Annotated in this window: 22 protein-coding genes; 13 read left to right on the plus strand and 9 right to left on the minus strand. The window is 69.7% G+C overall.

Annotation, left to right across the window (positions count from 1 at the left end; translation table 11 throughout):
• Positions 1 to 25 precede the first annotated feature (25 nt).
• Positions 26 to 163, plus strand: a complete 138-nt coding sequence (locus tag ACQY9P_RS08125; RefSeq protein ID WP_421739756.1) for an entericidin A/B family lipoprotein — start codon at positions 26 to 28, stop codon at positions 161 to 163.
• Positions 164 to 331: 168 nt separating this feature from the next.
• Positions 332 to 1,411, plus strand: coding sequence for a hypothetical protein (locus tag ACQY9P_RS08130; protein WP_421739755.1), 1,080 nt, complete (start codon positions 332 to 334; stop codon positions 1,409 to 1,411).
• On the opposite strand, the gene ACQY9P_RS08135 is transcribed toward ACQY9P_RS08130, so the two are convergent.
• From ACQY9P_RS08135 to chpT, 3 genes are all read right to left on the minus strand, one after another.
• On the minus strand, positions 1,408 to 2,238 hold the full coding sequence (locus ACQY9P_RS08135) for a CheR family methyltransferase (RefSeq protein WP_421739754.1): 831 nt from the start codon (positions 2,236 to 2,238) through the stop codon (positions 1,408 to 1,410). The genes ACQY9P_RS08130 and ACQY9P_RS08135 overlap by 4 nt on opposite strands.
• The gene (locus ACQY9P_RS08140) at positions 2,235 to 2,612 is read right to left on the minus strand and encodes a response regulator (protein WP_421739753.1); all 378 of its coding nucleotides are present in this window, start codon (positions 2,610 to 2,612) and stop codon (positions 2,235 to 2,237) included. The genes ACQY9P_RS08135 and ACQY9P_RS08140 overlap by 4 nt, the downstream gene beginning before the upstream one ends.
• 72 nt (positions 2,613 to 2,684) lie before the next feature.
• Entirely contained in the window at positions 2,685 to 3,383 is a 699-nt protein-coding gene (gene chpT, locus ACQY9P_RS08145; RefSeq protein ID WP_421739752.1) for a histidine phosphotransferase ChpT, read from the minus strand.
• A gap of 66 nt (positions 3,384 to 3,449) precedes the next feature.
• Between chpT and ACQY9P_RS08150 the strand changes: the two genes are divergently transcribed.
• Both ACQY9P_RS08150 and cysQ read left to right on the plus strand, forming a co-directional pair.
• Positions 3,450 to 3,635: a DUF3553 domain-containing protein gene (locus ACQY9P_RS08150; protein WP_035049074.1), complete on the plus strand. Its 186-nt coding sequence runs from the start codon at positions 3,450 to 3,452 to the stop codon at positions 3,633 to 3,635.
• The gene (gene cysQ, locus ACQY9P_RS08155) at positions 3,636 to 4,421 is read left to right on the plus strand and encodes a 3'(2'),5'-bisphosphate nucleotidase CysQ (RefSeq protein WP_421739751.1); all 786 of its coding nucleotides are present in this window, start codon (positions 3,636 to 3,638) and stop codon (positions 4,419 to 4,421) included.
• 108 nt (positions 4,422 to 4,529) lie between these two features.
• On the opposite strand, the gene ACQY9P_RS08160 is transcribed toward cysQ, so the two are convergent.
• From ACQY9P_RS08160 to dapB, 5 genes are all read right to left on the minus strand, one after another.
• On the minus strand, positions 4,530 to 5,411 hold the full coding sequence (locus ACQY9P_RS08160; RefSeq protein WP_421739750.1) for an EamA family transporter: 882 nt from the start codon (positions 5,409 to 5,411) through the stop codon (positions 4,530 to 4,532).
• Positions 5,412 to 5,582: 171 nt separating this feature from the next.
• Positions 5,583 to 5,939 carry a YdbL family protein gene (locus ACQY9P_RS08165; RefSeq protein WP_421739749.1) on the minus strand — a complete coding sequence of 119 codons (357 nt, stop codon included), beginning with the start codon at positions 5,937 to 5,939 and terminating at the stop codon, positions 5,583 to 5,585.
• Between the two features lie 13 nt (positions 5,940 to 5,952).
• Entirely contained in the window at positions 5,953 to 6,132 is a 180-nt protein-coding gene (locus ACQY9P_RS08170; protein ID WP_108489247.1) for a YnbE family lipoprotein, read from the minus strand.
• A gap of 34 nt (positions 6,133 to 6,166) precedes the next feature.
• Entirely contained in the window at positions 6,167 to 9,382 is a 3,216-nt protein-coding gene (locus tag ACQY9P_RS08175) for an intermembrane phospholipid transport protein YdbH family protein (protein ID WP_421739748.1), read from the minus strand.
• Between the two features lie 58 nt (positions 9,383 to 9,440).
• Positions 9,441 to 10,214 carry a 4-hydroxy-tetrahydrodipicolinate reductase gene (dapB, locus tag ACQY9P_RS08180; RefSeq protein ID WP_421739747.1) on the minus strand — a complete coding sequence of 258 codons (774 nt, stop codon included), beginning with the start codon at positions 10,212 to 10,214 and terminating at the stop codon, positions 9,441 to 9,443.
• A 225-nt stretch (positions 10,215 to 10,439) separates the two neighbouring features.
• Between dapB and ACQY9P_RS08185 the strand changes: the two genes are divergently transcribed.
• The 9 genes from ACQY9P_RS08185 to ACQY9P_RS08225 all read left to right on the plus strand — a co-directional run bounded on the left by ACQY9P_RS08185 (position 10,440) and on the right by ACQY9P_RS08225 (position 20,998).
• Entirely contained in the window at positions 10,440 to 12,716 is a 2,277-nt protein-coding gene (locus ACQY9P_RS08185; protein WP_421739746.1) for an NADP-dependent malic enzyme, read from the plus strand.
• A gap of 860 nt (positions 12,717 to 13,576) precedes the next feature.
• A complete protein-coding gene (locus ACQY9P_RS08190; protein ID WP_421739745.1) occupies positions 13,577 to 14,995 on the plus strand; it encodes a sensor histidine kinase in 1,419 nt (472 codons plus the stop codon).
• 10 nt (positions 14,996 to 15,005) lie between these two features.
• Positions 15,006 to 15,656, plus strand: coding sequence for a phosphoribosylanthranilate isomerase (locus tag ACQY9P_RS08195; protein WP_421739744.1), 651 nt, complete (start codon positions 15,006 to 15,008; stop codon positions 15,654 to 15,656).
• Positions 15,657 to 15,681: 25 nt separating this feature from the next.
• Positions 15,682 to 16,902, plus strand: a complete 1,221-nt coding sequence (gene trpB, locus ACQY9P_RS08200; RefSeq protein WP_421739743.1) for a tryptophan synthase subunit beta — start codon at positions 15,682 to 15,684, stop codon at positions 16,900 to 16,902.
• A gap of 12 nt (positions 16,903 to 16,914) precedes the next feature.
• Positions 16,915 to 17,751, plus strand: coding sequence for a tryptophan synthase subunit alpha (gene trpA, locus ACQY9P_RS08205; protein WP_421739742.1), 837 nt, complete (start codon positions 16,915 to 16,917; stop codon positions 17,749 to 17,751).
• 4 nt (positions 17,752 to 17,755) lie between these two features.
• Positions 17,756 to 18,688, plus strand: coding sequence for an acetyl-CoA carboxylase carboxyltransferase subunit beta (locus ACQY9P_RS08210; RefSeq protein WP_421739741.1), 933 nt, complete (start codon positions 17,756 to 17,758; stop codon positions 18,686 to 18,688).
• A 124-nt stretch (positions 18,689 to 18,812) separates the two neighbouring features.
• Positions 18,813 to 20,126: a bifunctional folylpolyglutamate synthase/dihydrofolate synthase gene (locus tag ACQY9P_RS08215; RefSeq protein WP_421739740.1), complete on the plus strand. Its 1,314-nt coding sequence runs from the start codon at positions 18,813 to 18,815 to the stop codon at positions 20,124 to 20,126.
• Positions 20,127 to 20,237: 111 nt separating this feature from the next.
• Entirely contained in the window at positions 20,238 to 20,348 is a 111-nt protein-coding gene (locus ACQY9P_RS08220; RefSeq protein ID WP_421739739.1) for a hypothetical protein, read from the plus strand.
• A 92-nt stretch (positions 20,349 to 20,440) separates the two neighbouring features.
• Complete coding sequence (locus tag ACQY9P_RS08225) at positions 20,441 to 20,998, plus strand: hypothetical protein (protein ID WP_421739738.1); 558 nt, start codon at positions 20,441 to 20,443, stop codon at positions 20,996 to 20,998.
• 71 nt (positions 20,999 to 21,069) lie between these two features.
• Here the strand turns inward: ACQY9P_RS08225 and trxA are convergent, their stop codons facing one another.
• On the minus strand, positions 21,070 to 21,402 hold the full coding sequence (gene trxA, locus ACQY9P_RS08230) for a thioredoxin (protein WP_421739737.1): 333 nt from the start codon (positions 21,400 to 21,402) through the stop codon (positions 21,070 to 21,072).
• Between the last annotated feature and the right edge of the window lie 25 nt (positions 21,403 to 21,427).

The raw sequence follows: 21,427 nt of genomic DNA on the forward strand, positions 1-21,427 counted from the left end.
TGGGCCGAACCAGCGGAGAACACCCATGCGCAAGTTGATCATCCTGGCCGCCCTGGCCGCCAGCCTTTCCGTCGCCGCCTGCAACACCGTCGAAGGCGCCGGCAAGGACGTCTCGTCGGCCGGCAAGGCCGTCACCGACACCGCCAAGGACGCCAAGAACTAGGCTCGGTTCCACGGATCCGAAGAAAGCCCGCCGGTCACGCGATCGGCGGGCTTTTCTGTGTCTCGCGCTCGGCGCGGATTTCGTTTCCAGGTTGAAACGTGGCGGAGATACGCACGTTAGGTTCGGCGGCGAAGCTCGGCGACTTCGCATCGCAGGGACCTGTTTCGCGTGTCGTCATCCTCCGGCCGAACCGTCTTCGTCCACAGTGGCTGGAGGTGTTCCAGCACCTATGTCTGGAGCCGTTTTCGCGCCTTGCCCGGCGTGCGCGCCTATTACGAGCCCTGGCATGAGCAGCTGGCGCGGCTGACCGCGCGGACCATCCCCGCCGAGACGCCCGACAACAGCGGCCTGCGCCATCCCGGCGGGGCCGAGCCCTATCTGCAGGAGTTCTCGCCGGTGCTCGATCCGGCCGGGGGCGTGCGCGGCTATGAAAGCCGCTTCGCCCTCGACCGCTATTTCCTCGATGCCGAAGAGGAGGATCCCGAGCAGGGCGCCTATGTCGAGGGCCTGATCGGCGCCGCGCGCGCGCGGGGAGAGACGCCGGTTCTGGCCTGCTGCCGCACCCTGGGCCGAATCGCCTGGCTGCGGCGGCGCTTTGACGGCTTCCACATCGTGCTGATCCGCGATCCGGTGCAGCAGTGGCTGTCGTTCTATTCCCTGCGCCGCCGGCCCCGGCCGACCTATTTCGAGCTGTGCCAGTATGTGATCCTGGCCGAGACGCCGGGCCAGCATGACGCCGCCCAGGCCTTGCTGGGGCGGGGAGGCGCTCCGCGAGGCGCGCTGGCCGACCGGATCGCCGCCGTGCGTCGCCGGCTGAAGCGAGCCCACCCCCAGGTGTCGTTCGCCGCGTTCATGGCGGTGTATCTGCTGTCCTATCTCAGGGCCCTGCCCCAGGCCGACCTGGTGATCGATGTCGACCGAATGGCGCGCGACGCGGACTATGCCCGCGCGATCGAGGCGGCGATTCGCGACGGCTGCGGCCTGTCGCCCGACTTCTCCGACTGCCGCACGCCCGAGCGCCACGATCCTGGTCTGGTGGCCTTCCGCACCGTCGCGCGGCAGGTGGTCGACGGCATGGGCCTGCGTCCGGCCATAGCCAGCCGGGACGCCCTGTTGCTGTATGGCAAGCTGGCCAACACCTTCGCGATGATGCCGTCGCGAGAGCCGGGCCTGGGCGCGCGGCTGCGAACCTGGGCGGCGGGCCTGGCGCGTTTGAAGGGCGTCGCCTTGGAGGCCGCCAGACCTTAGGCGGCGGCCACGGCCCGGGCCTGGCCGCGCACGAAGACGCCGGCCTGTTCGGTCGCCTCGACCAGGTCGCCCGCGCTGTTGGGCAGGTGATCGTCGGGACTCAGCACCAGCACGCCGTCCGGCGCCAGCAGGGCGGCGAGGCTTTCGACGATCCGGCCGTGCAGGCTGGGCTCCAGGCCGCTGAGCACATGGCGCAGCAGGATGACGTCGAAACGACCCAGCGAAGACAGGTCGCTGAGCAGGTTGATCCGCTTCCAGCGCACCGACTGGCGGATGCGCGGCGAGATCTCCCAGGTGTCGTCCTGGTTTCCGAAATGCTGGACCAGCAGCCGGATCGGCAGGCCGCGCTGGACCTCGAACTGGGTGTAGAGGCCGCTCTGGGCCTTTTCCAGGCAGCGCTCCGACAGGTCGGAGCCGAAGAATTCAAAGCGGGTTCCGGGGTCCAGCGTTTCGCTGGCGGCCGCCGCCATGGCCAGGGAGTAGACCTCCTGGCCCGTCGAGCAGGCGGCGCTCCAGATGCGGATCGGCTGATCGCGCCGGGACCTGGACAGGGTCGGCAGGACCTCGTCGCGAAGGTGCGCGAACAGGTCCTTGTCGCGGAAGAAGCTGGTCTCGTTGAAGGTCAGCGCCTCGATGACCGCCCAGATCAGGCGCTCCTCGCGCTTGGCCCGCAGGGCGGAGATCATGGCCTCGATCGAGTCGAAGCCCTCGCGCCGGGCCAGGGGCGCCAGGCGGGTCTCGACCAGATAGGTGCGGTCGACGTCGATCTTGAGGCCGGCGCGGGCCCGGCCCAGGGCCGCCAGCAGTTCCATGTCCTCGGGCGTCACAGCAGACCCGCCTCGGCGAACTTCGCCGCGATGATTTCGCCGTCGAACGGCTTCATGATGTATTCGTTGGCCCCGGCCTCGAGGGCGGTGCGGATGTGGTCGACATCGTTCTCGACGGTGCAGAAGACCACGGTCGGCGCCTCGCCGCCCGGCTCGGCGCGCAGCTGGCGCAGGAACTCGATCCCGTTCATCACCGGCATGTTCCAGTCGAGCAGCACCGCGTCGGGCATGGCCGCGCGACACCACGCCAGAGCCTCCATGCCATCGGCGGCCTCTGCGATTTCGAAGCCGATGTCCTCCAGGACCCGGCGGGCGACCTTGCGGATCACCCGGCTGTCGTCGACCACCAGACAGGTCTTCACGGCATGCTCCAATCCAAGGCTCCATGGTCGGGCGCCGAGGTTAAGGAGCGGTGAGCATGTTTGGTGTTTTCACCCGCGATGGGGTCAGGCGGGAACCCAGCAGGCCAGGCTGACGCGATCCTCGGCCACCTCGACGGCGATCTGGCCGCCGGCGGCGCGCACCAGGGCGTGCAGATAGGCCGCCTGCACCCACGGGCCGCCCAGGCCTTCGGTCAGGGCCTCGCCCTTCAGGCCCGCCAGCACCTCGGGCCGCAGCCGGGCCCGGGCGCCCAGCGAGTCGGCGGTGATCAGGAACCGGCCCTCGGCCGTGACGCCCTTCAGGGTGGCGACCCCGCCGGCCGGCAGGGCGCTGGCGGCGATCTGGGCGATGTTGAGCACGGCCCGGGCCGAGGGCTTGTTCATCGCCTGCGACTCGATGGCCCACACCATGGTCGGGCGAACGTGGTCGAACACGCCCTGGGCCAGCTTTTCCAGCTCGCGGGAGTCGAAGTTCTCGGCCGAGGCCGAGGCGCCGAAGGCCACGCGGGTGAACTGCAGCAGGTCGGCCAGCTTTCGCGCCGACGAGGCGATCAGGCTCATGGCGTCCTCGCGCATGTCCTGGGCGGCCGGATCCTCAAGCAGGTCCAGGCCCGAGACGATGGCGCTGGCCGGGCTGATGAAGTCGTGACACAGGCGCGCGGCCAGCAGGGCCGCGAAATCGGGACCCTGCACGTCGATAGCCCCAGTCGCGGGGGGCGTCGCGGGGGCCGGGGTGGGGGCGGCGGGAACTTGGCTGTCGGTCATGGGCGCGAACTCTGGCGTGATTTGAAGCTTTGGCAAACTGGACGCGCGGCTTATCAGGGAGGCCTTATGGATCCGTTTCTCGAACCGGGCGTCCTCGTGCGCCACCCTGACCGCCCCGACTGGGGGCTTGGACAGGTGCAATCCGTGATCGGACACCGCGTCACCGTCAACTTCGAAGACGCCGGCAAGCAGATGATCGACGCCCAGCGCGTGACCCTGACCTTCGTCGGCGACGACCCCAGGGGATCCTGAATGAGCGCCTCCGACCATCTTCCCCTCGCTGACTGGGGTCGCGCCCTGGCCCTGATCTGCGAAGAGGCCGCCCAGGTCATCCTGCCGTTCTGGCGCACCGAGCTTGCTGTGGTTCAGAAGGCCGACGCCAGCCCGGTGACTGAGGCCGATCAGGCCGGCGAGCGCCTGATCCTGCGCCGCCTGGCCGAGCAGTTCCCCGCAGTCCCGACGGTGTCGGAAGAACACGCCAGCGAGTTCGGCGCGCCGGAAGACATCGGCCCGCGTTTCTTTCTGGTCGATCCGGTGGACGGCACCAAGGCCTTCGTGCGCGGCGATCCCAACTTCACGGTCAATATCGGCCTGATCGAGAACGGCGTCCCCGTGGCCGGCGCGATCGTGGCCCCGGCCACCGGCGAGGCCTGGTTCACCACGGCCGACGGCGTCCTCAAGCGCATGGCCCCCGGCGGCCCCGACGTTCCGGTCTCGGCGCGCGCCTGGCCCAAGGGGCAGGCCATCGCCTTGGTCAGCCACACCATGAAGGAAGAGCGCGCGGCCGAGCTGGCCGCCGAGTACGGCTTTGACCTGCGCACCCCGATGGACAGCTCGATCAAGATGGTCCGCATCGCCGAGGGCTCGGCCGACATCTATCCGCGCCATGGGCCGACCATGGAATGGGACACCGCGGCGGGCCACGCGATCCTGGCCGCGGCGGGCGGCAGGTTCACCAAGCCGGACGGCGGGGCCTTCACCTATGGCAAGGCGGATGAGGGGTTCCGCAACGGCTGGTTCGTGGCGCGGGGCGCCTAGAGCGCGATAGCCGAAAGTGCACGCGGTTTCGGCGGTTATCGCGCTCTAAGTGTATGATTTAGAGCCTTTTTGAACGCTTCATATGATTCCATATGAAGCTAAAAGGCTCTAGGCGCCCACCCCCTCCGCGCTGACGGGTTCCTCAGCCGGCGTCGTCAGGATCGTCCCGACCGACGCCGCCACGATCGCGCCGATCGCCAGTCCTTGCAGCGGCGCCAGCCTTTCGCCCAGCATCACCAGCCCCGCCAGGGCTCCGACCGCCGGTTCGGCGCTGAGCAGCACGCCGAAGCTGCGCTTGGGGATGCCCTTCAGGGCGATCATCTCCAGCGAATAGGGAATGGCGCTGGACAGCACCGCCACCACCAGGCCCAGGGCCAGCAGCTTGGGCTGGAACAGGTTGGCCTTGGCGGTGAAGAGGCCGATCGGGACCAGGATCAGGGCGGCGGTGGTCATGCCCAGGGCCACGGCGCGCCCGGCGTGCAGGTGGCCGGCGCGCTTGCCCAGAACGATGTAGAGCGCCCAGAACACCGCCGCCATCGCCGCGAAGCCGACCCCGACCGGGTCCAGCGCGCTCGCGCCGCCCTTCAGCGGCAGCAGCAGGCCAAGGCCCAGAGCCGCCAGGGCGATCCAGACGAAATGGATCAGCTTGCGCGAATGGATCAGGGCCAGGGCCAAGGGTCCGGTGAACTCTATGGCGATGGCCACGCCCAGCGGGATGGTGCGCAGCGCCATGTAGAAGCTGAGGTTCATCAACCCCATCACCGCCCCGTACAGCGCCACGGCCTTCAGGTCGGCGGGCTTGAGCGGATGCCGCCAGGGCCGCCAGACGATCAGCAGCACCAGGGCCGAAAAACCCACGCGATAGGCGCTCGTCCCCTGGGCCCCGACGATGGGAAACAGCGTCTTGGCGAAGGACGTACCGACGCACAGCGTCACGATCGCGCCCAGCAGCGCGGCGTAGGGAACCAGGGATCTGGTGGAGGCGGCCATGCGGCCGTTCTTAGGGGAGCGGCGGGGGCGGTTCCACAAAGATCCTCCCCCTGAAGGGGGAGGCGGCCGAAGGCCGGAGGGGGAAGTCGGCAGTGACTGAGCCGCTGCTTCCCCCTCCGTCGCCCCGGATCAAGTCCGGGGCGACACCTCCCCCGCTAGGGGGAGGATCTGCTACTTCTTCATCCAGCCGCCATCCAGCGGCTTCCAGTACTGGCCCGGCGCCAGGCGGCTGTAGAGCTGCTTGGCGGTGGCCTGGCCGGCGGCTTCGGGGGTCACGCCGGTCTTGGCGGCGATGTCCTTGTAGGCGGCGGCGCGGCCGGTGTTGATTTCGGCGACCGAGGCGCGCAGGGCGGCGTCGCCGCCGGCCACGATGCCCAGATAGCCGTCGGCCTGCTCGCCGACCGTGCCGGCGGCCTTGGCGGCGTCGACGGCGGCCTTGGCGGCGGCCGATTGGGCGGAGGCCGCGCCGACGCCGACGGCGGCGAGCGAAAGGCCGATGGCGACGGCCGTGAGTGTCTTGCGGATCATGTCGGCGCCTTTCCTAGAACAGGTTGGGGTTTTGCTGGATCAGCGTCTGGACTTCCTTGTCCAGTCGCACCCGGACGTCGGCGTCCAGCTTGGCGTAGATGTTGATGGGATCGACCTTGACGCGGATCGTCGGCGTGCAGGCGCCGAGCGCTCCCATCGCGATCAGGGCCGTCAGTAGGGCGCGCTTTCTCATGCGTCTGTCTCCAGTTCGAGTGAATAGTCGGCGGTCACGGCTGAACCGGGGCTGAACGCGCAACAGAAGGGTCTTCACCCTTATAGGCGCGTCGCCAAGCGTCCAGAAGCTCATCGAAGTTCAGCGAGGTGTCGAGGGTCAGGTCAACCGGCGTCTTGGCCGGCAGGGCGATGCGCTTGTTGAACGCGCGGCCGCGCAGAAGGTCCAGCACGGCGATCCGGGCCTTTTCGGCGACCTTGGGATCGTGCTCGCCCTTGATGTGGAACAGGATCCTCAGCCGCCCGCCGTCGGTGCTGTTGACCCCGGCCTCCAGGGTGTCGAACGCCAGGTTCTCCATGGCCTGATAGGCGAAGTCCTGGATGGCGTTGACCGGCGGCGCGGGCGCGCCGGGCGCGCTGGCCTCGCCGGTCTGGACACTGGTCAGGGCCGCGCGGGAGATGGCCATCCGGCCCGGCTGGATGGCGTGGATCTTCCCGTCCAGGAACCGGAAGCCCTTGGGGCCGAACTCGAACGGCAGGCGGCCATCGACCACGGCGTCCAGCTGCACCTTTTCCACCAAGGACGAGGCGGCGATCAGTTCGCCCAGGTCCAGATGCTCGATGACGATGACGCCCCGGATCGGCTTGGTCGGGTCCAGCGGCACGTCGGTGGGCTCGATCGACACCCGGCCCTTGGCGGCGTTGAAGGCCGCCGACGAGATGTGCAGCGACTCCGCGCCCAGGCTGAAGAAGGCGCCGAAGGCCTCCAGCGGCACGATGGCGTCGACCCGGGTGATCTTCAGGCTCTGGTCGGGCGCGCTGATCAACGGGGTGAGGCTGGTGAAGTCGATGCCGCCGTCCAGGGTGGCGACGAAGCCGATCGGGCTGGTGAAGTCGATCCTGTCGGCGACCAGCCGGCCCTTGCTGGTCATGCCGTCGGCGTCCCAGGTAAACAGGCCGGTGAAGGTGGCGGGGCCGGTGGCCTGGGTGGCCCAGGCGGCCATCGGCGACAGGTCGCCCGGCTGCAGGCCGTCCTTGGCGAAGGCCAGCTTGCTGGCGTCGATCTCGGCCCGGCCGCGCGCCTGGGCCACGTCGTGGCGCAGGGTGATCCGGCCCAGCGGCTGGCCGACGGGCGTGCTGGCGTCGATCGCCCCGCTCCAGACGCCATTGGCCAGCACCAGCCGGCCGGCGGTCTTGATCGGATTGAAGCGGCGGGTCTCGGCCGCGTCGCTCAGCACCCCCTGCTCCAGCCGCGCTTCGGCCCGCTCGGGCGCGCCGGCGCCGCTGGCGGTCAGGGTTCCGGCCCCGTCGCTGATCCTGGCCTGCGCCTCGTCGAGCGAGGATTCCAGGGCCTTGAACCGGGCCGAGGCGGTCCAGCCGGCGCCGGTCGAGGCGATCAGCGGGGCCGCGCCGGGGCAGAGGGTCACTTTCGGCGCGCTGAGCGGCGTCTCGCCGACCAGCAGGCGTCGGGCGCCCAGGGGGGTGCAGCCGTCCAGGGCGAAGCTGAAGCGCGCGCCCGCCAACTGGACCCGGCCCGCGATCTGGCCGGCCACGCCCTCGGCCGGCGGGATGTCGATATGGTCGCCGGTCAGGGTGACATGGGCGGCCAGCGCGCCGTCGGTCATCCGCCAGTCCGGCGCGTCGATCCGCAGGTTGGGCAGGCCGCCGCCGGTCAGGCTGGCGGCCAGGCCGCCCTGGCCCTGGTTGCCGGTGAGGTCCAGCAGGGTTCCGCGCGGCGCGGCGATACGGGCCTGGACGCCATTGGGCGCCGCCAGGGTGATCGGCTGGGGCAGGCTCAGGACCGTGCGGCCATTCTGGACGCTGACCTTCAGGGCCGGGGCGCGCAGGTCGAACGTGCGCAGGGCCTGGGCGGCCGTGCGGGCATAGGCGGGATTGGGCAGGGCGGCGGCCAGGCGCTCGGCGTCGGGGCCCGAGATGCCGCTGTCGGCGCCGGCCGAGCCCTCCAGGGTCAGGCCGGGCGCGTTGAGCGGGCCGGAGATCCTGCCCTGGGCGTTGGCCGCCAGGCTGGTCAGGGCCAGGGCTCCGCCGGCCAGCCGGCTGGCGCCCAGCTGCAGGGCCAGCGGGCCATTGATCGCGCCGCCGTTCGCGTCGCTGGAGAGGATCAGGCCGGTCGAGGCGATCCGCGCCGCGCCGCCGCGCACGGCCGCGCCGCCCGCCAGGGCCTGACCGGCCTCGGCCGAGACCGAGCCGCCGATCCGGGCGCCGATTCTCTGGTCGCGCCGCACGACCGAGACGGTGTCCAGCGCCAGGTCCAGGCCGATGTCGCGGGCGTTGACCTGCGGCGATTCCAGGGTGTCGCCGCGCGCCTTGCCGGTCAGATGGCCGTCGAACCGAACCTGCGCGAGCCCGCCGTCCAGCCGGCCGGCCAGGTCCAGGCTGGCCGCCACGCCCCCGGCCGAGGCGTCGCCCACCCGGATGGCGTCGGCGGTGAAGGCGGCGCGCAGCGCGGCGGGACCGTCGGCGCTGAAACGGGTCAGGTCGGGATAGGCCAGGTCGGCGCTCAGCTCGCCCTTGGCCTCGTCCAGCTCGACGGCCTGGCTGACCAGGGTGTCGAGATCGAACCGCGCCACCACTGACAGGCGCTCACCGCGCTTGCGGGCGGTGATCAGGGCCCCCTTGGTCTCGACCACCAGATCCTTGTCGGCATAGCGCATGCGGGCCAGCTGGCCGTCGAAGCGCAGCAGCTTGCCGTCGTCGAGGCTGGCGTCGCCGGTGATGCGGGCCAGGCCGCCGGGGGTGCGCAGGTCGACGCGGGCGTTCTCGACCAGGATGGCGGGGCCCGTGGCCTTGGGGTCCTTGGGCGAGCTCAGCGCCTCGTCGATCAGCGGCTGCAGCGGGCCGAAGTTCAGGCCCTTGTCGGTCAGGCTGGCCTTCAGGCGCGGCCGCACCAGACGCACGGCGCGAGTGTCGAGGGCGAACGGCCCCCCGGACCACGGCGCCTGAAGGTCATAGGCCACCTCGATGCGCTCGGCGGCGAAGATCGGGTCGCCCTTGGGCCCCATCAGGATCGAGCCGGAAAAGCCGCTGGCGTCCAGGTCGTCGACCGTGACCACCGCGTCGATGCCGTGGTCGCGCAGCCAGCCCTCGGCCAGCTCCCGGCTGATCTCGCGACGGCCGGCATAGGCCAGCATGCCCAGGGCGATCACGCCCATCATCGACAGCGAGACGGCTTCCAGTCCGGCGTCGATCAGCCGCTCACGGCGCCATCGGGGGCGGGGCGGGGGAGCGGAGTCGGGCGTCGGGTCGGCCATCAGGTCCCAAGTCTAGATGCAAGCCCCCCGGCTCTTTTCCATGTCTAGTGGGGCGCGGCTAAGGACGAAAGCCCAGAACGTCCTGCATGTCGTAGAGACCGGGCGGCTGGCGCGTGGCCCAGACGGCGGCGGCGACCGCGCCGCGGGCGAACAAACCCCGGTCGGTGGCCGAGTGCGACAGGGTCAGCACCTCTTCCTCGCCGGCGAAGATCACGCTGTGCTCGCCGATGATCCCGCCGCCGCGCACCACCGAAAAGCCGATCGAGCCTTCCTCGCGCGGGCCGGTGACGCCGTCGCGGGCCCGCACCTCGACCTCGGGCAGGGCGACGCCCCGGCCGTCGGCGGCCGCCTGGCCCAGCATCAGGGCGGTGCCCGAGGGGGCGTCGATCTTGCGCTTGTGGTGGGCCTCGAAGACCTCGATGTCCCACTCGGCGGCGGGCAGGGCGGCGGCGGCTTGCTTGACCAGCCCCATCAGCATGTTGACGCCCAGCGAATAGTTGCCCGAGCGGACGATGGCGATCTTCGTCGCCGCCGCGTCGATGCGGGCCAGCTGTTCGGCGGAGAAGCCGGTCGAGCCGATGACCAGGGCCGGGCCGCCGCGTGCGGCGCAGGCCTCGGCCAGCAGAACGGAGGCTTCGGGCAGGGTGAAGTCGATCACCGCGTCGGCGGCGGCCAGGGCGGCGTCGCGCGCGACCAGACCCGGACCTTCCGCGCCCGGACGGTCGAAGCGGGCGGCGGCGACGGCCAGGGCGTGCCCGTCCAGGGTCTTGGCGACGGCCTGTCCCATACGGCCCAGGGCCCCGGCGACGGCGATTTTCACGGGCGTTGTCATGACCGCCTAGTCACCCATTCTTCGGGGCCCGGTCAATCTCGGATCGCGCGCCGGTCGCCGCTCAAGGTTGACGCAACGCCAAGCCCAACAAGCGTTTGCGCGCCCTTTTATCCCGCGCGACAGGTTGTGAGGGCGCGGCGCCGCCGCTACGGTGCCCGCCCATAAGGGCGCCCCGCATTGTCCGGCTCGTCCCATCAACTTGCACGCAGGACGGGGAACGCCATCATGAGCGACTCTGAGAAGAAGACCTTCACCGACGCCGAAGCGCTGGCCTTCCACCGCTATCCGACCCCGGGCAAGATCGCGATCGTGCCGACCAAGCCGATGGCCACCCAGCGCGACCTGTCGCTGGCCTATTCCCCCGGCGTCGCCGTTCCCGTCCACGCCATCGCCGCCGATCCGGACATGGCCTACGAATACACCTCCAAGGGCAACCTGGTGGCGGTGATCTCCAACGGCACCGCGATCCTGGGCCTGGGCGATCTGGGGGCCCTGGCCTCCAAGCCGGTGATGGAAGGTAAGTCGGTCCTCTTCAAGCGCTTCGGCGACGTCGACAGCATCGACATCGAGATCAGCTCCAAGGACGCCGACGAGATCATCACGGTGGTCAAGAACATCGGCGTCACCTTCGGCGGCATCAATCTGGAGGACATCAAGAGCCCCGAGTGCTTCCGCATCGAGACCGAGCTGCAGGAGCTGCTCGACATTCCGGTGTTCCACGATGACCAGCACGGCACGGCGATCATCTGCGCCGCCGGCCTGATCAACGCCTGCCACATCACCGGCAAGAAGCTGGAAGACGTCAAGGTGGTGCTCAACGGCCCCGGCGCGGCGGGCATCGCCTCGCTGGAGCTGATCAAGGCCATGGGCGTGCGCGCCGAGAACTGCATCGCGGTCGACAGCAAGGGCGTGCTCTATCGCGGCCGCACCGAGGGCATGAACCAGTGGAAGAGCGCCCACGCGGTCGACACCGACAAGCGCACCCTGGCCGAGGCGGTCAAGGGCGCCGACGTGCTGCTGGGTCTGTCGGCCAAGGGCGCCTTCACGCCCGAGATGATCGCCAGCATGGCCCCCAACCCGGTCATCTTCGCCATGGCCAACCCCGATCCCGAGATCACGCCGGAGGAAGTCCACGCCGTCCGCAAGGACGCCATCATGGGCACCGGCCGCAGCGACTATCCCAACCAGGTCAACAACGTCCTGGGCTTCCCCTACATCTTCCGCGGCGCGCTGGACGTGCGGGCCCGCCGCGTCAATCACGAGATGAAGATCGCCTGCGCCAACGCCCTGGCCATGCTGGCCCGCGAGGATGTGCCCGACGAGGTCGCCGCCGCCTATCACGGCCGCCAGCTGAAGTTCGGCCCGCAATACATCATCCCCTCGGCCTTCGATCCGCGCCTGATCTGGTACGTGCCGCCCTTCGTCGCCCAGGCGGCGATGGACACCGGCGTGGCCCGCAAGCCGATCGAGGACATGGACGCCTATCGCGCCAGTCTGGCCCAGCGCCTGGATCCCACCGCCGGCTTCCTGCAGAAGATCAGCGGCGCCGTGCTGGCCAATCCCAAGACCATCGTCTTCGCCGAGGGCGAGGACCCGTCGGTGATCCGCGCCGCCTACGCCTACCAGACCGGCGGCTACGGCAAGGCCATCCTGTGCGGCCGCGAGAACCTGGTCACCGAGAACATGAAGGTGGTGGGGCTGGACCCGGAAACGGCCGGCCTGGAAATCATCAACGCCCGCCTTAGCGACCGCAATCCCGACTATGTCGACGCGCTCTACGCCCGCCTGCAGCGCCAGGGCTATCTGAAGCGCGACGTCCAGCGCCTGATCAACCAGGACCGCAACAGCTTCGCCGCCTCGATGGTCACGCTGGGCGAGGCCGACGGCATGGTCACCGGCGTCACCCGCAGCTTCGACCAGGCCCTGGAAGAGGTGCTGCGCGTCGTCGACCCCGCGCCCGGCGGCCGGATCATGGGCATGAGCGTGGTGCTGGCCAAGGGCCGCACCATCTTCGTGGCCGACACCAATGTCACCGAACTGCCCGAGGCCGAGGAACTGGTCGAGATCGCCTGCGAGGCGGCCCGCGCCGTCACCCGCCTGGGCTTCAAGCCGCGCGTCGCCTTCATGAGCTATTCCACCTTCGGCAACCCGATGGGCCTGCGCTCGGAAAAGGTGCGCGAGGCCGTGGCCACGCTCGACGAGATGGACGTCGACTTCGAATACGAGGGCGAAATGCCGCCCGAACTGGCGCTGGACCCCGAAAAGCGCGCCAACTACCCGTTCATGCGCCTGACCGACAGCGCCAACATCCTGATCATGCCGGCCATCCACGCCGCCTCGATCTCGACCAAGCTGGTGCAGTCGCTGGGCGGCGCCACGGTGATCGGCCCTGTGCTGCTGGGCCTGAGCAAGTCGATCCAGATCGCGCCGCTCAGCTCGTCGGTGTCGCGGATCCTGAACATGGCGATGATGGCGGCCTATGAGGGGGCGGCGGAGGGGTAGGGGCTCACGCTCCCTCTCACCGTCATTTGCCTCTTGCCCGCCACAGCCATGAGAACGGGGATAGCGATCGCCCCGTCCACGGATGGGGACGGGGATTGACGCTGTAGGTCCTCCCCCTGAAGGGGGAGGCGGCCGGAGGCCGGTGGGGGAACACCGCATTGAGTCTGCAGGACTTCCCCCTCCGCCGGCTTCGCCGACACCTCCCCCGCTAGGGGGAGGACCTGTACGAGCGTCCAGACAATCGACGCAGCCGCGCTCAAACCTCCCGTATTCTGTAGCCACCTCGTCGCGAGGAAAGGGCGCAAGGCCAGCGACCGATGCGGCGGCGGGGGGTGATCGAGCGGGAAGCTCAATCGATGGCGGGAGGGGCGTCTTGCGTTCCGGGCCGTCAACCTCGTTGTTCTCTGGCGGCGGTCGGCCGTGGAAAACTAAAACGACGTGACTTCGAGGGTCGTGCGAGCAGCAGGCTGGTCCGGAAGGATCGGCAGTCCGGGCGGGAACGCTATCCCGTCCGCCCGTCGGAGGCTTCAAGGCGGCGAGGCCCGAACAGGGCTCGAGCGCCGCGCGCTTTCGCCAGAACGGTCACGCGGAGCGGACGGCTTCGTCGAAACGGTACTTAAAACACAATCATCCGGGCGAGGCCCGGACGCTCCGCGACCCTTTCCATCACCCTCGCAGCTTCGGCGCGAGGTCGCGGTCCCGCGTCCGTCAACGCTGACGTGAACCCCTGGGGGATGATGGGCGATGACTCGCGCTCGCCGTGAGGCTAGCCTCACCGCAGTTTCCAAGAGGGGCGCAATGACCCCCGGTCGCCGTGATCGGGACGCGCCAGCGGCAGCCTCGCGGGCCGGTGGGTGTGAATGGTTGAGGACGCGTCCTTTCTGTCGGCCTCGCCGAGCGTGGCGATCGCGCTCCAGCATGCGCCGTTGGGGATCGCGATCTTCGACCTGCAGATGCGCTATCTGGCCGCCTCGCGGCAGTATCTGACCGATCAGGGCCTGCCGGCCGACATGCCGCTGGTCGGGCGTCGCCACTACGAGGTGTTCCCCGAGATCCCGCAGCGCTGGCGCGACTTCCATGCCCAGGTGCTGGCCGAGGGGGTCGAGCTGCGCGGCGACGAGGGCGACCGCTATGTGGACCGCAACGGCCGGGTGGAGTGGATCCGCTGGTCGATGGCCCCCTGGCGCACCGATGACGGCGCGATCGGCGGGCTGGTGCTCTATACCGAGGTGGTCACCGCCACCGTCCAGGCGCGGATGAAGCTGGAGGCCGCCGAGGCCCGCTATCGCGCCGTGTTCGACCAGTCGGCCATGGGCGTGGCCCGGGTCGGGGGCGACGGCGTGTTCCTGGAGATGAACGACCGCTTCTGCGCCATCACCCGGCGCGATCGCGAGACGCTGCTGGCGGGCCGGTTCCGCGATCTGGTCCAGGACGAGGACCGGCTGGACGCCATGGAACAGGCCCGCACCCTGCTGGCGGGCGAGGCCGACAGCTATGTGGCCGAGCGTCAGATCGTGTCGGGCGCCGACGGGTCGCTGATCTGGATCCACCTGACGGTGTCGCGGGTGCAACTGGGCGACGAGCCGCCCTATCTGGTGATCATCATTTCCGACATCACCGCCCGCAAGCAGGTGGAGAGCGAGCAGCAGCATTATCAGGGCCAGCTGCGGCTGCTGATCAACGAGCTGAACCACCGGGTCAAGAACACCCTGGCCACCGTCCAGTCGATGGCGGCCCAGACCCTGAAGACCGAGCCCGACCCGGCCGTGGCCTTCGAGAAGTTCGAGGCGCGGTTGCTGGGTCTGTCGCAGGTGCACGACGTGCTGACCCGCGAGAGCTGGCACGGGGCGGGGCTGCGCGACGTGGCCGAGCGGGCCATGGCCCCCTTCGCCGTGGCTGCCGGCCGGCTGAGCATCGACGGACCCGCCGTCTGGCTGGCGCCCGGCGGGGCCCTGACCATGGCGCTGATCTTCCATGAACTGGCAACCAACGCCCTGAAATACGGGGCCCTGTCGAACCTGGACGGGCGGGTGGCGTTGAGCTGGACCTATGATCCGCAAGCCCGGGCCCTGGCCCTGAGCTGGGTCGAGTCAGGCGGCCCGGCCGTGTCGGCGCCGACCCGCCGGGGCTTTGGTTCGCGGCTGATCGAACGCAGCCTGCGCGGCGAGTTGAAGGGGGCGGCGACCATGGACTATCGGCCCGAAGGCCTGGTCTGCGAGATGCGGGCCACCTTGTCCGATCCGGCGCAACCCCTTGCGCCCGGCCTGCCCCGGACGTAACTGCCCGGTGATGACGACCAAAGCCAAGATCTGCGGGCTCTCGACGCCGGAAGCGGTGAGCACGGCCGTGAACGGCGGCGCGGCCTATCTGGGCTTCATCTTTTTCGAGAAGAGCCCCCGCAACCTGACGCCGGAAGCCGCCGCGCGGCTGGTGGCGCCCCTGCAAGGCCGGAACGGGGCGGTCAAGACCGTGGCCGTGACCGTCGATCCCGACGACGCCCTGATCGACCGCCTGATGGCGACGATGAAGCCCGACCTGATCCAGGCCCATGGCAAGGAGACCCCCGCCCGGGTCCGGCAGATCGCCGAGCGGTCGGGCGTGGGCGTCATCAAGGCGTTTTCGGTCTCGTCGGCCTCCGATGTCGACCAGGCCCGCGCCTTCGAGACCGTGGCCGAGCAGTTCCTGTTCGACGCCCGGCCCGTCGAAGGCTCGGTTCTGCCGGGCGGCACGGGGGCCCGTTTCGACTGGACCCTGCTGGACGGCCGGCGCTTCGCCCGTCCGCACTTCCTGGCCGGCGGGCTGGATCCCTGGAACGTGGCCGACGCGATCCGGGTGTCCGGCGCGCCGCTGGTGGACGTTTCCTCTGGCGTGGAGCGCGGTCCCGGCCTAAAGGACCCGGCTCTGATCACGGCGTTCCTCGACGCCGTTAAACGCCTGTAGCGCTGCCCAGCCTTTGGATGATCTCGTGAACGCCCCCTCAAAGCCCAACGACTACTCGGCCTATCCCGACGCCAACGGTCGGTTCGGCGACTTCGGCGGCCGCTATGTGGCCGAGACCCTGATGCCGCTGGTGCTGGAGCTGGGCGAGGCCTATGCCGCCGCCAAGGCCGATCCGGCGTTCCAGGAACAGCTGAAGAGCTTCAACACCCACTATGCCGGCCGGCCCAGCCCGCTCTATTTCGCCGAGCGGCTGACCGAGCACTTCGGCGGGGCCAAGATCTATTTCAAGCGCGATGAGCTGAACCACACCGGCTCGCACAAGATCAACAACGCCCTGGGCCAGATCCTGCTGGCCATGCGCATGGGCAAGACCCGGATCATCGCCGAGACCGGCGCCGGCCAGCACGGCGTGGCCACCGCCACCGTCTGCGCCCGCTTCGGCCTGCCCTGCGTCGTCTATATGGGCGCCACCGACGTCGAACGTCAGAAGCCCAACGTGTTCCGCATGAACCTGCTGGGCGCTGAAGTGCGTCCGGTGACCTCGGGCACGGGCACCCTGAAGGACGCCATGAACGAGGCGATGCGCGACTGGGTCACCAACGTGCACGACACCTATTACCTGATCGGCACCGCCGCCGGCCCGCACCCCTATCCGGTGATGGTCCGCGACTTCCAGAGCGTGATCGGCATCGAGGCGCGCGCCCAGATGCTGGAAATGGAAGGCCGCCTGCCTGACGCCGTCGTGGCCTGCATCGGCGGCGGCTCCAACGCCATCGGCCTGTTCCACCCGTTCCTGGCCGACGAGGGCGTACGCCTGATCGGCGTCGAGGCGGCCGGCCACGGCGTCGACACCGACAAGCACGCCGCGTCCCTGACCGGCGGCCGCCCCGGCGTGCTGCACGGCAACCGCACCTACCTGCTGCAGGACGACGACGGCCAGATCATCGACGCCCACTCGATCTCGGCCGGCCTCGACTATCCGGGCATCGGCCCCGAGCACTCGTTCCTGCACGAGATCGGCCGCGCCGAATATGTCTCGACCACCGACCAGGAGGCGCTGGACGCCTTCATGCTGTGCTCGCAGCTGGAAGGCATCATCCCGGCCCTGGAACCGGCCCACGCTTTGGCCCGGGTCGGCGAGATCGCCCAGCAGCTGGGCAAGGGCAAGATCGTCGTGATGAATCTGTGCGGTCGCGGCGACAAGGACATCTTCACGGTGGCCGAGGCTCTCGGGCGCAAGATCTAGGACCTATCCAGCGTGACCAAAGACCGTATCGACCGTCGCTTCGCGGATCTGAAGGCGCAGAACCGCGCCGGCTTCGTGACCTATGTCATGGCCGGCGATCCCGACGCCGCCACCACCCTGAGCGTGCTGAAGGGCCTGCCGGGGGCCGGCGCCGACCTGATCGAGCTGGGCTTTCCCTTCTCCGATCCGATGGCCGAGGGTCCGACCATCCAGCGCGCCGCCCAGCGCGGCCTGCGCTCGGGCATGACCCTGCAAGGGACGCTGGACCTGGTGGCCGCCTTCCGCGAAGGCGACACCGACACCCCGGTGATCCTGATGGGCTATCTCAATCCGGTGCTGCACCGCGGCTTCGAGAGCTTCGCCGCCGCCGCCGCCACGGCCGGCGTCGATGGCCTGATCATCGTCGACTGTCCGCCCGAAGAGGCCGATCCGCTGACCGACGCCCTGGAGGTCGAGGGCATCGCCCTGATCCGCCTGGCGGCCCCGACCACCGATGATGCGCGCCTGCCGATGGTGGTCCGCCGCACCTCGGGCTTCGTCTATTACGTCTCGGTCGCCGGCGTGACCGGCGTGAAGTCGGCCGACGCCGCCGACGTGGCGCCGGCCGTCGAGCGGCTGCGCAAGGCCTCGGGCCTGCCGGTCGCGGTGGGTTTCGGCATCCGTACGCCTGAGCAGGCCGCCGCCGTGGCCCGCGTCGCCGACGCCGCCGTGGTGGGCTCGGCGCTTGTGGACGAAATCGAATCGGCCGCCCAGTTGAACGAAAACGTGACCGAGAAGGTTCTTTCCAAGGCGTCGGAGCTGGCTAAGGCTGTGCGATCGGCGCGAGTCGGGAACGAAGTGAGGCTTTAAGGCTATGGCTATGGCTGAACCCCAGGACCCGAAAAAGGGCGACAAATCCAAGGCTTCGGCTGAAGGCCGACGCGGCGGCGGATGGTTGTCGCGCATCGCCCCGGGTGTTCGCGGCGCCTTCTCCAAGCGCGAGACGCCCGAGAACCTCTGGGTCAAATGCCCCGATACGGGCGAAATGATCTTCCGCTCCGACCTGGAAGCCGCCCTGTGGGTGACGCCGGCCGGTCGCCACATGCGGATCGGGCCGGAAGCCCGTTTCAAGTTCACCTTCGATGACGGCGCCTACGAGACCCTGCCGACCCCGGCCGTGCCCGAGGACCCGCTGCACTTCTCGGACGGCAAGCCCTACAAGGAGCGCCTCGCGGCGGCCCGCAAGGCGACGGGTGAGCCCGACGCCATGGCCATCGCGCTTGGCAATGTCGGCGGCGCGCCGGCCGTGGTGCTGGTCCAGGACTTCGCCTTCATGGGCGGCTCGCTGGGCATGGCCGCCGGCGAAGGCTTCGTCGCCGCCGCCCGGGCCGCCCTGGCCCGCCAGATCCCGCTCGTGGTGTTCACCGCCGCCGGCGGCGCCCGGATGCAGGAAGGCGCCCTGTCGCTGATGCAGATGGCCCGCACCACCCTGGCGATCAACGAGCTGAAGGACGCGGCGCTGCCCTATATCGTGGTGCTCACCGACCCGACCACGGGCGGCGTCACCGCCTCCTACGCCATGCTGGGCGACGTGCACCTGGCCGAGCCGGGCGCCCTGATCGGCTTCGCCGGCCCCCGCGTGATCGAGCAGACCATCCGCGAGACCCTGCCGCCGGGCTTCCAGCGTTCGGAATACCTCGTGGAAAAGGGCATGGTCGACCGGGTCACCCCCCGCAAGGACCTGCCGGCCGTGCTGGGCTCGATCCTGACCACCCTGATGATGGGCCGGGGCCGCAAGGCGGCCTAGGTTTGCTAGATGCTCCCCTTCGGGGGAGCTGTCGCGGAGCGACTGAGGGGGCTACTCCGCTTAGGCCGCGCTGCCCCCTCCACCCCTTCGGGGTCCCCCTCCCCCAGAGGGGGAGGATCTTGAAATGACCGATCATCTCCGCGTCCACGACGCCGCCCTGGCCCGCTTGCAGGCCCTGCATCCCAAGCTGATCGACCTGTCGCTGGACCGGATGTGGCGGCTGTGCGCGGCGCTGGACAATCCGCAGGATCGCCTGCCGCCGGTGATCCATGTGGCCGGCACCAACGGCAAGGGTTCAACGGTCGCCTACCTGCGGGCCATGGCCGAGGCTGCGGGCCTGAAGGTCCACGTCTTCACCTCGCCGCATCTGGTGCGCTTCGCCGAACGCATCCGTCTGGCTGGAACCCTGATCACCGACGCTCATCTGGCCGACGTGCTGGATCGGGTCGAGCGCGCCAACGCCGGCCTGCCGATCACCTTTTTCGAGATCACCACGGCCGCCGCCCTCGTGGCCTTCGCCGAGGTTCCGGCCGATCTCTGCATCGTCGAGGTCGGCCTGGGCGGCGTGCTGGACGCGACGAACATCGTCACGCCCGCCGTCAGCGTCATCGCCCCGGTCGACATCGATCACCGCGAGTTCCTGGGCGACACCCTCGACAAGATCGCCATCGAAAAGGCGGGGATCATCAAGCCCGAGGCGCCCGTCGTGTCGGCGCGCCAGCGCCAGGAGGCCGAGGACGTCATCGAGACCGCCGCCGCCCTGGCCGGCGTCGATCTGACCCTGATGGGCCGCGACTTCGACGCCTGGAACGAGCGCGGCCGCCTGCTGGTGCAGATGCAGGACCGCCTGCTGGACCTGCCCGCGCCGTCCTTGCTGGGCGACCACCAGTTCGCCAATGCCGGCCTGGCGGTCGCGGCGCTGCTGGCCCTGGCCGATCCCCGCATCGACGAGGCGGCCATGGCGGCCGGGATCGCCGGCGCGGTCTGGCCCGCTCGCTTCCAGCGGCTGACCGCCGGGCCCCTGGCCGAGCGCGCCAGGGCGGCGGGGGCCGATCTCTGGCTGGATGGCGGGCACAACCCCCACGCCGGACAGGCCGTGGCCCGCGCCCTCGGCGACCTGGCGGCCCGCGACGGCCGGCCGGTGGTGCTGATCTCGGGCCTGCTCGCCAACAAGGACGCCACCGGCTTTTTCTCGCCGTTCGCGCGGCTGGGCGCCGAGGTGTTCGCGGTCACCTTCGAGGGCCACGCCGCCGCGCCCGCCGCCCAGACCGCCGCCGCCGCCGAGCTGGCGGGCCTGCGAGCCCATGCCTGCGACAGCCTCGAAGAGGCCCTGACCAAGGCTCTCGCCCGGTCGCCGACCCCGCATGTGCTGATCTGCGGCTCGCTTTATCTGGCCGGCGAAGTGCTGGCGATGAGCCCCGAGACCTGGCCGGCCTGAACCAGAGCTTGGGCGCGGGCCGCGACAGGCGTATGGCTCGGATACGCCGATAGGGCGGCACGGCGCGCCGGACATCCCCGGCGGGCGCGCCCGCCCTGGCAGGAACCGTCGATGGCCAAGGGTCAGAAGAAGTCCAACAAGGAAGTTCGCAAACCGAAGGCCGACAAGAAGGCCGCGGCGCCGGCGGCCTCGCCGTTCATCATCACCCAGGCCAAGAAGTAACCGGCCCGGACGGTCGCGCCTCGCTAGTCCGTCCGCCGGAACCTAAGGCGAAGCTTTCCGTTTTCGACCTGCATATTGGGAAGAGTGGAATGATGAGCCGACCGGATTTTCGATATAGGGGCTTGAGGCGCGCCGCGCTGGTTCTGGCCGCCCTGGCGTGCGCCAGCGCCGCCCAGGCCCAGACGACGGCCGCGCCGTCCAAGCCGAAGGAAGAGGCCCCCGCGGAAAGCAGCTGGGCCAGGGATACGGGCAAGAAGGCCCTGGACATCGGCATGCAGCCGACCCGCGACGTGGGGATTTCCCGCCGCGAGATCCCGCCGATCCTCGAGAAGGCCCGCGCCGACCCTTACAGCCTCAAGGGCCTGAAGACCTGCACCCAGCTGGCCGCCGAGGTGACCCGCCTGAACGCGGAGCTGGGCCCGGACTACGTGGTCGGCAATGAGGTCAAGGAAAACCGCGCTGGCAAGCTGGCCGAGGCGGGCGGCAAGACCCTCGTCAACGCCATTATTCCGTTCCGGGGCCTGGTGCGGGAAATGTCTGGCGCGGCTCCGGCCGAGCGTCGCATGGACGCGGCGCTGGACGCGGGCTACGCGCGGCGCGGTTTCCTGCGGGGCGTTCACGCCAAGCAGGGCTGCCGGACCCGTTTCTGACGCTGTATCGCGAAAACGCCCGCCCCGCGTGAGCGGGACGGGCGCTTTCAGATCGTTGATCTTCAGGACTTTCAGGCGGCCTTGACGCCGGCCTCGGTCAGCCATTCCAGGATCTTCTGCTTGGGCATGGCGCCGACCTTCATCGAGGTCATCTGGCCGCCACGGAACAGCATCATGGTCGGGATGCCGCGCACGCCGTAGCGCGAGGGCGTGGTCGGGCTGTCCTCGATATTGACCTTGGCCACGGTCACGTGGTCGGCGAGTTCCTCGGAGATCTGCTCCAGGGCCGGGGCGATCTGCTTGCAGGGGCCACACCATTCGGCCCAGAAGTCTACGAGCACCGGGCCGTCGGCCTGCAGCACGTCGCGTTCGAAGGATTCGTCGGTCACGGTCACCGTGCTCATCGGGTCTGCTCCATCAGGGCGCCGT

Source organism: Caulobacter sp. (assembly GCF_965279145.1).
Classification (GTDB): domain Bacteria; phylum Pseudomonadota; class Alphaproteobacteria; order Caulobacterales; family Caulobacteraceae; genus Caulobacter.